The 15475-nt window shown below is 33.8% G+C and carries 8 protein-coding genes; all 8 read left to right on the forward strand.

Annotation, left to right across the window (positions count from 1 at the left end):
• The first annotated feature begins 126 nt into the window (after nt 1-126).
• Complete coding sequence (locus ACJJVO_RS17280) at nt 127-1377, forward strand: efflux RND transporter periplasmic adaptor subunit (protein ID WP_405576385.1); 1251 nt, start codon at nt 127-129, stop codon at nt 1375-1377.
• 112 nt (nt 1378-1489) lie between these two features.
• The gene (locus tag ACJJVO_RS17285) at nt 1490-2167 is read left to right on the forward strand and encodes an ABC transporter ATP-binding protein (RefSeq protein WP_405576387.1); all 678 of its coding nucleotides are present in this window, start codon (nt 1490-1492) and stop codon (nt 2165-2167) included.
• Nucleotides 2168-2368: 201 nt separating this feature from the next.
• Nucleotides 2369-4756 carry an ABC transporter permease gene (locus tag ACJJVO_RS17290; RefSeq protein ID WP_405576389.1) on the forward strand — a complete coding sequence of 796 codons (2388 nt, stop codon included), beginning with the start codon at nt 2369-2371 and terminating at the stop codon, nt 4754-4756.
• A 24-nt stretch (nt 4757-4780) separates the two neighbouring features.
• Complete coding sequence (locus tag ACJJVO_RS17295) at nt 4781-7198, forward strand: FtsX-like permease family protein (RefSeq protein WP_405576391.1); 2418 nt, start codon at nt 4781-4783, stop codon at nt 7196-7198.
• 24 nt (nt 7199-7222) lie between these two features.
• On the forward strand, nt 7223-9670 hold the full coding sequence (locus ACJJVO_RS17300) for an ABC transporter permease (protein ID WP_405576393.1): 2448 nt from the start codon (nt 7223-7225) through the stop codon (nt 9668-9670).
• A gap of 150 nt (nt 9671-9820) precedes the next feature.
• Entirely contained in the window at nt 9821-12172 is a 2352-nt protein-coding gene (locus ACJJVO_RS17305; RefSeq protein ID WP_405576395.1) for an ABC transporter permease, read from the forward strand.
• Between the two features lie 33 nt (nt 12173-12205).
• Complete coding sequence (locus ACJJVO_RS17310; protein WP_405576397.1) at nt 12206-14629, forward strand: FtsX-like permease family protein; 2424 nt, start codon at nt 12206-12208, stop codon at nt 14627-14629.
• A gap of 19 nt (nt 14630-14648) precedes the next feature.
• The gene (locus tag ACJJVO_RS17315; RefSeq protein ID WP_405576399.1) at nt 14649-15320 is read left to right on the forward strand and encodes an ABC transporter ATP-binding protein; all 672 of its coding nucleotides are present in this window, start codon (nt 14649-14651) and stop codon (nt 15318-15320) included.
• Nucleotides 15321-15475: the final 155 nt, after the last annotated feature.

The following is a 15475-nucleotide window of genomic DNA, read 5'->3' on the forward strand; positions in this document are numbered from 1 at the left end:
CGAACATAAAGTGTATCAAAAACGGACACTTTTAGTTTTAAGTCTTAATTTAATGTGTTGTAAATTAAAGCGTTATGTTTTTGGCATTATCTTCACTATATAAATTGTATAAATAAAAGAGATATAATGGACGTTCCAATTCAGAAGAAGAAATTTTCAAATCAAAAACTAGGTTTAGCTTTAGGGATTTTAGCCATAGTGGCTTTAATCGTGTATGTTATTTTTCAAACTTCAGGTGGTTCTAAATTGAATGTTGATAAAGAACGTATTTCAGTAAATACGGTTTCTAAAGATGTGTTTCAAGAAAATATTCCTGTTAATGGTATTGTACTTCCAATCACTACAATTTATTTAGATGCTTTGGAAGGTGGACGTGTAGAAGAGAAGTTTGTTGAAGATGGTACGATGCTTAAAAAAGGAGAGCCAATTTTAAGATTGTCAAATACCGATTTGGAATTGAGTCTCATTAATCAAGAAACTTCCGTGTATAATTTATTAACCCAAATGCAGATTTCTCAAAATGCAGCGCGCCAAAATACTATAAACCGCCAAAATCAATTTACTGATGTTGAAAATAATCTGATTGAAGCCGAACGTGTTTATAATTTGAATAAACGCCTATATGATAAAGGAGCGATAGGAAGAATGGATTACGAGTCGTCTCAGAATAATTACGAATACCAAAAAGAACGGATGAAGCTGGCTAAACAAGTATTGTCAGAAGATACCATTTCGTCTAAATTAGAAGTGAGTCAAGCTAAAAACTCGTATGCCAGAACACAAAGTGCGTTAGAGCTCATGCGAAAAAAAGTAGGAGATTTAGTGGTGAGAGCACCAATTGATGGTCAGTTAACGTCGCTAGATGCTGAAATCGGACAGTCTATTAATAAAGGCACACGATTAGGTCAAGTAGATGTGATCACTGGTTATAAAGTAAGAGTGGATATTGATGAACATTATATTTCGAGAATTTATAATGGTCAAATAGGAACGTTTACCTTGAATAATAAAACTTACACTTTAGAGATAAAAAAAGTATTTACACAAGTTACTAATGGTCGTTTCCAAGTAGATATGAAATTTAAGGGAGATGTGCCTGAAGGTATTAGAAGAGGTCAAAATCTTCAAATTAGAGTGGCTTTAAGCGCAGAAAAAGAAGCGTTGTTAGTTGCGAAAGGTGGATTCTTTCAAAAAACTGGCGGTAATTGGATTTTTAAAGTCAGTGAAGATGGAAATACAGCGTACAAAGTCAACATAAGATTAGGAAGCCAGAATACAGAATATTATGAGGTGCTTGATGGTTTAAATCCTGGAGATAAAGTAGTCACCTCGAGTTATGATGCTTTTGGAGATACGGAAGAATTGATTTTGAAATAATAAAAAAGAGACAAGAACCAAGATTCAAGATAATAGAGAATAGAAAAAACACTAAAATTAACAACCAATAACTAAAGGCTAATAGCCAAAGCTACAAGATAAAACTTATACGATGATACAAATAAAAGACTTAGAAAAATTCTATAAAACCGAAGAAGTGCAAACCATAGCCTTAAACAAATTATCATTTGATGTGAAAGAAGGTGAGTTTGTGGCGATCATGGGACCTTCGGGATGTGGGAAATCCACGCTTTTAAATATTTTGGGATTACTAGATGATCCTGATGGAGGTAGTTTCATGTTTAACGGAACAGAAGTCGCTGGTTATAATGAGCGCAAGCGTTCAGAATTACGTAAACATAATATCGGTTTTGTATTTCAGAGTTTTAATCTTATCGATGAACTAACGGTGTTTGAAAATGTAGAATTACCATTAATCTATACAGGTGTAAAACCAGCAGAACGTAAAATACAAGTGGAAGCAGTTTTAGAGAAAATGCAAATTATGCACCGAAGAAATCACTTTCCACAACAGTTATCTGGTGGTCAGCAACAACGTGTGGCTGTTGCAAGAGCCGTTGTAAACAAACCTAAATTAATTCTTGCCGATGAGCCCACAGGAAATTTAGATAGTACTAATGGTAATGAGGTAATGGATTTATTAATAGATCTTAATGAAGCAGGAACAACCATTATCATGGTAACACACAGTGAACACGATGCAAAATACAGTCACAGAATTATAAGAATGTTAGACGGACAAAAAGTAACAGAAAATATATTGGCATAGAAAGAATAGATCTGTCAGGTTTTTAAAACCTGACAGGTCTTAGAAATAATCATCAATCAATCAATCAATCAATCAATCAATCAGGCTGAAAACACTTCAGTAAATCATAAAACAACCAACGAGTGCTGAATTTAATTCAGTATCTGTACTGAAGTGTCGAAGCCAAATCAATCAAAAAACGAACAATAATTCTTATTAACCATGATCAAAAATTATTTCAAAATAGCATGGAGAAGTTTAAAGACAAATCGACTGTTTTCGGTAATAAATATTTTTGGGCTATCTATAGGTTTAGCAACAACATTATTGCTTTTTTTATTCATTTTACATGAACGCAGTTTCGATACAATGTATGCAAATAAGGACAAGATTTTTAGAGTGCTTTTACATACTACGGAAGAAGGTATTGAAACTTGGGGACAAGTGCCATCAGCTTTGGGACCGGAACTTACAGAGCATATTCCAAATGCTGTAAAATCTGGAAGAATATTGCAAAATGGTTATGGTGGAAATGCATTTATTAAGGTTAGAGATAAGGTGCTGATTGAAAGATTATTATTTTGGGTAGATCCATCGATTCTTGAGATGTTCGATGTGAAAATGCTTAGTGGTATAGGCGCAGAAGCGCTAAATACACCGAATAATATATTACTCTCAGAAAGTACTGCAAAGCGTTATTTTGGATCAGAAAATCCACTGGGAAAAACGATATCTGTAGATAACAGGAATACCTTTGAGGTTAAAGGGGTATTTGAAGATTTTCCAGATAATAGTTCATTAAATTTTAATGCTGTTGTGCCTTTTATGATGCGCCAAGAAGCTAAACATCCAAGTTGGGGAAATGCAAGTTTTGAGACGTTTGTAATGCTTAATTCAGACAAGCCTAATCTTGGTGCTATTGAAAACAAACTTCAAAGTATAATTGATGCCAATATGGATAAAGAGCAGCAATGGTACACGTTTTCGCTTCAACCTTTAAAGGAGATTCATTTAAATTCTTCTGCCTATTCCGATAGTTATTTGGAGAACTACGGAGATATAAGACAAATAAAAAATCTTACCGCATTAGCTATCATTATCTTGATTATTGCCTGCATAAATTATATGAATTTAATTACGGCACGTTCTCAAAAAAAAGCAAAAGATGTTGGTGTAAATAAAACTTTAGGGGCTTCTTCAAAACAATTGATTTTAAGGTTTTATGTTGAAACGGGACTCATAACTGCAATTGCCATGTTGTTGGGAGGATTCTTTTCCATATTAATCTTACCATCATTTAATAAAATTGTGAATCGCACATTAGAGGTATCTTCTCTTTTTTCACTAGAAATTCTTTCTTTTTTAGTCTTTACTTGGTTAGTAACAACACTCATTTCAGGTTCTTATCCTGCTTTATATCTATCTCGTTTTTCGCCAAAAGAAGCTTTAAAACCTTCTAGTAATAAAGGGATAATGACTAGTTTTATTAGAAAAGGATTAGTAGTGGTGCAATTTTCGGCATCGGTAGTTCTTATTGTAGCAGTTCTTGTTGTTCGTCAGCAATTAGAATATATTCAAAATAAGAACTTAGGTTTTAATCCAGAAAATGTCATTGCTATATCTACAACAGCTATTCCAGATTTTGCAACCAATGAGGCTTTGGTAAATGCTTTTGAAAGACGACCTAATGTGTCTCTAGTAGCAATGGCACAAGGTTTTCCAACCGCTAGTGTGAGTTTAAACAGCATTTATAAGCCTAATAGTGATGTTGGCATGAGTGTCAACACCAATTTAGCACAGCACAATATTGTGGATATTTTACAATTAAAATTATTGGCAGGTCAGCGATTACCAGAGCATAAACAAAATGGTGATTCGTTAGTTGAGGTTTTAATTAATAAAACAGCATTAGATTTTTTAGGCTATACACCAGAAGAAGCGATAGGTAAAAAAGTGGATGCTCAACTCGGTAATAACAGTTATATCTGTGGAGTTGTAGATGATTTTAATTTTACCTCACTGCATAAACCTATTGGAGCTTATGTTTTTCATAATACAGCCAGAAAAGGAAATTATAATTATTTGTTAGTCCGGTTTAAAAATGGAGTATTAATGGAAACCGTTTCAGAATTTGAAAATACATTTAAAGACATTGCTACAAATTCTGCTTTTGAATACTCTTTTATCGATAAAAATTTAGAATTCTTTTACCAAAAAGAAAAACAGATGGCCAACGTAAGTCTATTGTTTTCAGTTTTGGCAATAATAGTAGCTTGCTTAGGCTTATTCGCTTTGGCTGCATTTATGGCAGAGCAACGTCAAAAAGAAATAGGAGTGCGTAAAGTGTTCGGTGCAAGTGTTCCAAAAATAGTTCAATTGTTGTCTTTGGATTTTATGAAACTGATTTTAATTTCATTTGCTATCAGTTTTCCATTGGCATTTTATATTATGGATAATTGGTTGCAAGATTTTGCGTACCATATTAATATCCGTTGGAGTGTATTTGCAATTGCTGGTACCTTATCATTAATCATAACCTTTTTTACGGTGGGTTATCAAGCAATAAAAGCTGCGGTTGCCAACCCAATTAAAAGTTTAAGAACGGAGTAGTCATCAATCAAAATCGAAGAAATCATGCTAAAAAATTATATCAAAATAGCAATCAGAAACCTCTGGAAGAATAGAACATTCACAGCACTCAATATTGTAGGTCTTACAGTGGCATTCGGAGTAGCCCTATTATTAGGCATGTTCGCTGTTTTTCAATTGTCTTTTGATGGTTTTCATGAAAACAAGGATCAACTTTTCAAAGTGTATTCAGAAGATAGTGGGCCATACGGTATTGAAGCCAATACCTCAAAATCTGAACCTTTTGCGGCAACACTTCGTGATGAGGTTACAGGAGTAGAAAAAATTACTCGTTATAATGGTTCTGGAGTCTTATTAACTTATCAAGATAAGCAACTCGGTATGGGCACTGCTTATGTAGATCCCGATTTTTTTGATATGTTCAGCTTTCCCATTGTAAAAGGAGATGCCAAAAACCCAATAACGTCAGAGTCTTCAGTTGCAATGACTGAGCTAGCTGCAAAACGCATATTTGGAGACGAGAATCCCATAGGGCAAACCGTTACCATTTTAAGAGATGAAGTAGAAGTGCCTTTTAATGTCACAGCGATTATTGAAGATTTTCCTGATACAAGTTCAATAGGTTTTGATATCGTTCTCAATTTTAAAAGCCAGAATGAACATGCCTATGCCAGAACTATAGGACGCTGGGACATGGAGAATCATGAGGTGTATATGCAACTTTCTGAAGGTTTAAAACCTGAGAAATTTGAGAAAAGTACAGCAGATTTTACCCAATTACATTATAAAAATGAGATTGATAATGCAAAGCGCGATGGCTTTCAACCTAATGCTAATGGCGATTACAGACAAATAAAACTATTGCCTTTTGCAGATGATAGGTTTGCCAATTTTAATCAAGGTGCTGTTACCGTAAATCGAACCATGCCGTATTTGGTTTTAGGGATTTCTATACTAATTCTATTTATCGCTTGTGTGAATTTTATCAATATGAGTATTGCTAAAAGTGCGCAACGTTTGCGTGAGATTGGCATGCGAAAAACATTAGGTGCAAACAAAAAACAACTGTTCTTTCAGTTTTGGGGTGAAAGTATTTTAGTGTTTTTAATTTCCATCGGACTAGGAATTTTATTAGCCGTGGTTTTACTACCATACTTTCAAACCTTATTTAAAACCCAAGCGTCATTGGCAACCTTACTAAACCCATCATTGTTGTTGGTGCTTATTTTAAGTGTTTTGCTGATTACATTAATTGCTGGAGGTTATCCTGCGTTATTAATGAGTCGTCTAGGAACCTTACAAAGCTTAAAAGGAAAGCTCGACGTCAATGGTAAAAATCATTTGCGAAATAGTTTAATGGTCTTACAATTTGGTATTGCTATTTTACTGATTAGTGGTACGCTTGTACTTTGGGATCAAGTAGAATTTATGAGGACTAAAGACTTAGGTTTCAATAAAGATCAAGTGATTGCTTTTCCACTGAATGGTCAACTTAACGATCAACAAGCTATAGAATTACTTCGAAATACGCTTCAAGATAAAGCTAATGTTGTCAGTGTAACAGCCTCTAATAATATTTTAGGATTGGGTAAAGATGGGTCACGCTCTACAAGTGTTTTGGGTTTTGAACATAAAGGACGAGGAGTCGAAACACATATGGTGGTGGTTGATGCCGATTATATTGAAACCTTAGATTTGAATTTAATTAAAGGGCGTTCTTTTCGAAAAAACCTAGACAGTGATAGTTTGTCAGTGATTATTAATGAATCTATGGCAAAACAATTGAGTGAAGCAGATATTTTGGCATCTCAGATAGATCTTGATGAAGGGATTTACAATATTGTTGGAGTCGTAGAGGATTTCAATTTTCAAGAGCTCGATCAGAATATTGCACCTATGACCTTATTTGCTCTTCCTAACTGGAATTTACGCAACGTCTATGTAAAAGTAGCGCCACAAAATTTAGAACAAGCTTATAACGATGTAAAAGGAGCATGGAAAACTATTGAACCTAATGCCGAATTTCAAGGGTCATTCTTAAATGAAAATATTGAAAGAACATTACGTAGTGAACGTACTATGATTACAATGATAGGTAGTGGCTCTATACTTGCTATTGTGTTAAGTTGTATTGGTCTTTTTGCTATGTCATTACTAATTGTTGCACAACGTAAAAAAGAAATAGGATTACGTAAAATAGTCGGTGCGAGTGTCTCGGCCATTACAATATTACTGACTAAAGACTTTTTAAAATTAGTAATTATCGCTTTTTTAATCGCGTCTCCAATAGCATGGTGGGCAATGCATAATTGGTTGCAGAATTATGCGTATCATATAGATCTTAATATTTGGATGTTTTTATTGGCAGGCGGAATAGCTGTAGTCATAGCTATGCTAACTATAGCTGTAAAAACAATAAAAGCCGCAACCTCTAATCCTGTAGAATCTTTAAGAACGGAATAACTAATTCATTAAATCATACACATCATGATTAAAAATTATTTCAAAATAGCATGGAGGAACCTCATGAAGCATAAGGTATTTTCTCTGATTAATATTATTGGATTAACCATTGGTTTAAGTGCCTCTTTTGTGATTGGTTTAATGGTGTATTACGATGCTACCTTTGATACATTTCATAAAGATAAGGATCGTATTTATAGAGTCGTTACAGATTTAACGAGTCCTGAGGCTAATTTTTCTATTCCAGGAGTCACATTAGCATTGGAGGATGTTATATCCGAGAATTCAAATTTTGAAACTGTTAGTGGGTTTTATATAGAACGGCCTTCAAAAGTTGAAAATAGAGCATTAAATTCCGAATTTAAATGGCCCAACTTCGTCATTTTTGCAGATGCTAATTATTTTAAGATTTTCGATTATAAGTTTTTAGCTGGTAATACATCTGAAATTTTAGCAAGTCCAAATAATGTTATTCTTACCGAAAATCGAGCAGCTGATTATTTTCCAAATACAAAACCGTCAGATATTATTGGAAAAACTTTAGTTTACAATGATTCACTTCATATAACAGTTACAGCAATTGTTGAGAATTTTAAAGAACGAACAGATTTTGTGTTTGAAGAATTTATCTCGCATTCAACAATTTTGAAAACGCGATTGCGAGACGATTTTCTCAATAAAAATTGGAATAACACCAACGATGCGTCTCAGCTATTTGTAAAGGTGACGCCAAATGCCGACTTATCAGCAATACAAAATCGTTTGGATGATTTAGCAAAGGAGCACCAAGATGAGGAATCTAAAAAATATGGTGATGAACAACAGTTTACGTTGCAACCATTGGCCGATATTCACTTCAACGAAAAGTATGGTATTTACGATTGGTCTAAAGGCCAGGCTAGTAAATCGCTGCTTACAAATCTCGCTTTGGTGGCTATATTTCTATTGGTGTTAGGTTGTATCAACTTTATAAACCTAAATACAGCACAAGCTTCTCAGCGTGCCAAAGAAATAGGAATCCGTAAAACATTAGGAAGCTCTAGAAAACAGCTCATAGGTCAATTTATGGGTGAAACCTTTTTATTGGTTTTGGTGTCTGCAGTATTATCGCTATTACTTTCTAGATGGTTGATTAATGTGTTTTCAGATTTTGTGCCAGAAGGGTTAAGTTATGAACTGATGAAATCACCTTTAATCATTCTTGGTATTGCTATTCTATTACTATTAGTAACATTTTTATCTGGTTTTTATCCAGCATTAGTACTTTCAAAGTTCAATACAGTTTCAGTTTTAAAAAATCATTTAGCTGTCGGAAATAAAAAAGTGAAACTTCGTAAATTCTTAACGGTTTTTCAGTTTTCTATTGCTCAAGTATTTGTAATTGCTACGTTGTTGGTTGGTCAACAAATTAATTTTCTTTTAGAAACAGATATGGGTTTTAAAACGGATGCTATTGTGTCTGTTTATAGCCCAAGAGCAGAACGCGAAATTTCTAAAAAAGAGCTTTATGCTGAAAAATTAAGAGCTATTCCAGAAATTAAGTCAATTAGTATTGGAAGCCATGCACCTGCATCTATTTCAACGAATAGTTCTTCAGTCACTTATAATAATGGTGACAATGAGGTTAATTTAGACTTACAATTTATTTTTGGTGACGTCAATTACGCTGAGGTATTTGAGTTAGATCTTATAGCAGGACGAACCATCAGAAATGATACTGTTAAAGAGTTAGTAATTAATGAGACATGCCGAAAAAGACTTGGGTTTAAAAGTCCTGACGAAGCAATTGGAAAAACAGTTTTATTAGGTGATCAAAGTGTGCCTATAGTTGGAGTTATGGCAGATTTTTTCCAACGTTCTTTGCGAAGTGATATTAAACCGATGGCATATAGAGGAGATTGGTATCAACCAGATTGGAGTCAGTTTCAAGCCGTTCATATCGCATTTCAAAATGAATCATCAGCAGATTTTAAAGGAACACTTTCAAAAATTGAAAATGCTTATAAAGCAGTCTATACCGAGACCGATGATTATCGCGTAGAGTTTTTAGATGAAACCATCCAGAGGTTTTATAATCGGGAGCAAAAGATGTCCAAACTTTTAAATTGGGCAACAGGCTTGTCTATTCTCATTAGCTGTTTAGGATTGCTCGGACTTGTGATTTATACCACCAACCGTCGTGTAAAAGAAATAGGTGTACGCAAAGTTTTAGGTGCGTCATTACTTCAAATTAACGCACTCTTATGTAAAGAGTTTTTAATCTTGGTAGCGATTGCTTTTGTTATTGCGGCACCAATTGCATATTACGGCATTAATAATTGGTTGCAAGATTTTGCATACAAAACAAGTATTAGTTCTTGGGTGTTTTTAGTGAGTGGTTTGGCGATGATTGTCTTTGCCTTATTAGTCATCAGTGTAAAGACGCTTCAGGCGGCAAATGCCAATCCTGTGGATTCTTTACGCTCAGAATAAACTGTTCATTTACGAACAAGATGTGTATCAAAAACGAACACTAAGGATTTTAAAATAAAAAGTAATTAGTTGATTTTTAGTGTTTTGTGGTTTTGGCATCATCTTCACTACATAATAAGTAGTAATAATTAATTCAGTCAAAAAAAGAATATGATTTTAAATTATATAAAAATAGCCTTCCGGACTTTACGTAAAAATAAAGGGTATAGTTTTTTGAATATTTTCGGATTAGCCATCGGAATTACCTGTGCCAGTTTAATCTTTCTTTGGGTTGAAGATGAGTTGAGTTTCGATTCAGGATTTGAAAAGCAAGATCAAGTGTATTATGTGCCAACACATCAAGAATATGATGGTGAATGGAGAACGTTTAATTCTACTCCAGGACCATTTGCGGAAGCTATGAAAACGGAAATTCCAGGGATTGTTAAAGCATCACGCACAAAACATAGAGATTTATTATTTGCTGTAAATGATAATGCCATTAATAGTGGTGGACGTTTTGTAGATGAAGATTTTATAACAATATTCAGTTTAAAATTTGTTGAAGGTAATGCAAAAGAGGCTTTCAATAATCCTGAAGCCATCGTTATTACGCAAGAAACGGCAGAACAGCTTTATGGCAAAAATACAAAGGCCATTGGTAAAGTACTCAAAGTAGATAATACTGAGAACTATTTAATTTCTGGAGTGATTGAAAATCTTCCAAAAAACGTCACATTTCCCATTAATTGGATTGCACCATTTGAGCGTTGGAGTGGAGACAAAGAATGGACCAATGGTTATGGTAGTTTCTTTGCAGATACCTTTGTAGAATTAACACCAGAAGCTGATTTTAATTCTGTAAATGATCAAGTCCTTGGATTGCTTGAGAAAAAAACAGGAGACAGTGATTCAAAAGCATTTTTACATTCTATAAAAGATTGGCATTTAAGAGGTAATTTTGAAAATGGAAAGCAAGTTGGTGGACGCATAGATTCGGTGAGACTATTTACTATCATTGCTTTAATTATCTTACTCATTGCGTGTATTAATTTTATGAATTTATCCACAGCACGAAGCGAAAAACGTGCCAACGAAGTTGGCGTTAGAAAAGCGATGGGCTCTGGTCGTACACGATTAATTTTTCAATTTATTTCAGAAGCTTTGATTCTTGCTTTTATGGCAACTTTAGTAAGTGTGTTGTTGCTATTTGTCTTGTTGCCACAATTCAATTTGCTCATAGAGAAAGATTTAGTTTTAGGATTGTCGCAACCATTTCATCTGTTATTTTTATTAGGCATTACGCTAGTGTGCGGCATCTTCGCAGGACTGTATCCTGCTTTTTATCTATCGTCGTTTAAGCCTGTTGAGGTTTTAAAAGGACTAAAAGTTACACAAGGTTCTGCAAATTATATCCGGAAAGGGCTCGTTGTTGGCCAGTTTACAATTTCAATCGTTTTTATTATTTGTACGATTCTAGTCTATCAACAACTTCAGCATATAAAAAATAGAGACTTAGGTTTTGATAAAGACCAATTGATTTCGTTGAATGTCAATGGAACCATGATCGAAAAATTTGACGTCATTAAACAAGATTTAATACAAACAGGTGCGGTTTCAAGTGTAGGCCTAAACAATTCAGGGATTTTAAATGGAGGTAATAATGGTTCTAACTTAACGTGGACAGGCGGAACAAACACAGAAGACGTCTTAATTTTCTTTAGATATATCAGTTCCGATTTCTTGGAAACTGCAGGTATGGAACTCGTTGAAGGTCGTGGGTTTTATGAAAACATGGCAAAAGACAGTACGAGTGTTTTAATTACAGAATCCTTTGCAAAACTTATGGGACAAGGCAGTGCTATTGGTAAAAAAATAGATAGAGGAGATATGTATACGGTTGTTGGTGTTGTAAAAGATTACCTTTTTGATGACATGTATGGACAAAGTGATCCTGTGCTATTTTTTAACTATCATGGTGAAGCGAGCTATATGTATTTAAAAACAAATCCTAAAATAGGAACTAGCGATATGTTGTCTAAAGTTGAAGCAGTAATGAAAAAACACAACCCAGCATTTCCTTTTGAATACAGTTTTGTAGATGATGCGTTTAACGCTAAATTTAAAAGTGAACAACTCGTTGGGAAGCTATCTCAGCTTTTTGCCTTGTTAGCCATTCTTATTTCATGTTTGGGACTTTTTGGATTGGCAGCTTACACCGCAGAACAGCGTAGCAAAGAAATTGGAGTTCGTAAAGTTTTAGGAGCAAGTGTTGCTGGTATTGTAAAATTATTATCTAAAGACTTTTTAAAACTCGTTGGTCTTGCCATTGTAATTGCTATTCCTGTGGCTTGGTATGTTATGGATAATTGGCTAGGGAATTATGCCTACCGCATAGAAATCAATGGATGGATTTTTGTCATAGCTGGAATAGTTGCTATTGTAATAGCGATGTTAACGGTAAGTTTTCAGGCGATTAAAGCGGCAATTGCAAATCCTGTAGATAGTTTAAAAACGGAATAGAATGCTCTTGTAAAGTAAAAAGAATATAAAATTATGATTAAAAATAACATAAAATTAGCATGGCGTAGTATTCGGAAAAATCGTTTGTTTTCAATGATTAGTCTCACAGGATTGACTCTTGGTTTGTTGGCTTGTATTAGTGTTGTTAGTGTGGTTTTGGATGACTTTTCTTATGATTCTCAATGGACTAGAAAAGATGATATTCATCGTTTACTTACCAATATAGATATGGGTAATGAGGTATCTAATAAAATGTCAGCGTCATGGGCAGGTCTAAGACCAGCACTAATGGATAATTTCCCAGAGGTAGAAGCGGTAACAAATATTTATACAGTAGATCGCCATATTAAAAAAAATATAGAGGACACTGATGTTATAGATTTAAAGGCATTAGAAACGGATTCTCTTATTTGGGATTTGTTCGATTTTAAAGTGATTTCTGGTAATCCCAAACAGTTTATTCACGGTAAATCAAATCTTGTTTTAACCAAAACATTAAAGGATAAATTATTTCCTGGTGAGGATGTTATTGGTAAAATTATTTATAGTATTCCAAGTTTTGGGAGCGAATCAACTCCGTTTTTAATCACAGGGATTATAGAGGATATACCTAGTAATACGCATTTAAGGGCTGAAGCTCTTATTATTGAGAAAGGACATTTAGAGGCATTGTATAAAGAACAGTATGGTTCATTTACAAGAAATTATGTTCTATTTAAAACAGGAACAAATGTCAAGAAGTTTTCAGAAAAACTAAATACGTGGTATACAGATTTTGTAGGTGGAGAAACTAAATATTCTTATGAGTTTCAACCCATTTCAGAAACTTATCTTAATTCAGAATTTGATAATGAAATAGATATTAAAGGGAACAGGTCTACGGATTATATTTTACTGGGAGTTGCTATTTTAGTATTGTTTATTGCTTGTGTCAACTTTGTAAATCTAAGTGTTGCGAGATCATTAACACGTATCAAAGAAGTTGGTGTCCGAAAAGTTATTGGTGCAGATCGTAAGCAGATTATCGCTCAATTTTTAGTAGAATCATTAATGTATTTTGTGATTGCTTCTTTAATTGCATTACCAATGTTTTACATCATAATCCCTTTTATAGAGCAGTTTATTGGTCATGCTTTACAAGTATCACTATTAAGTAGTTTAGAATATTTGAGTTTAGGATTTGTAGCTGTTTTTATAGTAGCAGTAATAACAGGTACATATCCAGCATTTTTAATTTCTGGTTTTAAACCAATGAATTCTTTAAAAGGATTAATTAATAAGAATGAAATTAATGGCCAACAATTCATTCAAAAAGGACTAGTTGTTGTTCAATTTTCTATTGCTATTATCGTTTTAGTTTCTGTATTTGTAGTTAAATCTCAACTCGATTTTATCAATGATAAAGATTTGGGTTATGATGAAGAAAATTTGATTGCCATTGATCCAACGTCGTGGGATGGTAAAGGTGAAACTTTACATAAGGAAATTACCAATATTCCCGGAGTAACTTCTGCTAGTCTTGTAAATTGGCGCCCTACATTTGGTTCTGGTGGTATGCTAAAATCAATTGATAATCCAAATAATCTAGGTTTAAAAATGCAAGTGTGGTTTATTTCTGGTGATGTACATCTAGCAAAAACATTAGGTTTAGAATTGATTTCGGGTAGATTATTTGATAAAAAATTGAGTACAGATGCACCTAAATCAAAACCAATTACATTTAATGAAAAAGAGGAAAAAGTAAACACGCAACCTTCAATATTAACCGAGTTTACAGCTAACGCATTACAGGTTGTAAAAATGAACACAACAATACCAGAATTAGAAACAAATCCCATTGGTATTGTAAAAAGCTTTCATACCCAATCTTTGAGATATGATTTTAAACCAGTTGTAATTATTGCAGAATCGAATCCTGATTACAGTAGTATGCTTATTAGAGTAAAAGAAGGAACGTCAAGTGAGGTTACAGCGAAAATTAACAAGGTTTGGAAACAAGCCTATCCAAACAAATACCTTGCAATGAATTGGGTAGATGATCTTGTAGAAAAGCAGTATTTAGAAGAAGATCGTTTGCAAAGCTTTTTTACATTTTTTAGCATGTTAAGTCTTTTGTTGTCTGCAATAGGTGTTTTTGGTCTCGTAGCGCAATCTACAGAACAACGTATTAAAGAAATAGGAGTGCGTAAGGTTCTTGGAGCATCTGTTAAATCAATAGTTGTTTTGTTTAGTAAAGATTATGTAAAGTTAGTAGCCATTGCGATTGTGATAGCTTTACCTATTGCTTGGTTCGCAACATCAAAATGGTTACAAGATTTTGCTTACAAGATATCAGTAGAATGGGTAGTTTTATTATTGGCAGCTTTAATAGTTTTAGTTATTGCATTAACAACAGTGGTAGTTCAGTCAATTAGAGCAGCCATAAGAAATCCTATAAAAAGTTTGAGGACTGAATAAAAAATAAACATCAATTAAAATGAAGAATACACTATTAAGCTTAAACGAAGCCACAAGAACAGTCAATTCAGGAAGCAACAAAGTTACGTTGCTAGATACTATTAATTTAAATGTTGAAGAAGGAGAATTTATCTCACTTATGGGACCTTCTGGTTCTGGGAAATCTACTTTGTTGAACTGTATTGGTATGTTAGATAATTTTACAGGTGGAGGTTATACCTTTTTAGGAGAACCTGTGCATAGTATGAAAGAAAAAAACCGCTCTAAACTCTACAAAGAATATATCGGTTTTGTGTTTCAGGCGTATCATCTTATTGATGAACTCACCGTTTACGAAAATATAGAAACACCATTACTTTATAAAAACGTAAAATCTTCTGAACGTAAAGCGATGGTTGCTGATATGCTAGACCGTTTTAATATTGTTGGAAAGAAAGATTTATTCCCAATACAATTAAGTGGAGGGCAACAACAACTCGTCGGGATTGCCAGAGCGTTAATTGGACAGCCAAAGCTCATTTTAGCAGACGAACCAACAGGGAATCTAAACTCGAAAAAAAGTGAGGAAATCATGGAGCTCTTTGCACAATTAAATAAAGAAGGCGTCACCATAATACAAGCCACACATTCTGAAAGTAATGCCGCTTATGGCTCAAGAATTATCAATCTTTTGGATGGGAAAATAGTTTAGTTTTTTAAGCAAAATTACAATACGTCACTTCGAGTGAAATTTTCGTTTTTCAGAAAATTTTGTATCGAGAAGTCATAAATAGATATAAGATTCTCGATACATTTCTCGATCCCTCGAAACACTCGAATTGACGATGCTGTAAGATTGATCGTTCG

This window comes from Winogradskyella sp. Asnod2-B02-A, assembly GCF_045063645.1.
In the GTDB taxonomy this organism is placed as follows: Bacteria; Bacteroidota; Bacteroidia; order Flavobacteriales; family Flavobacteriaceae; genus Winogradskyella.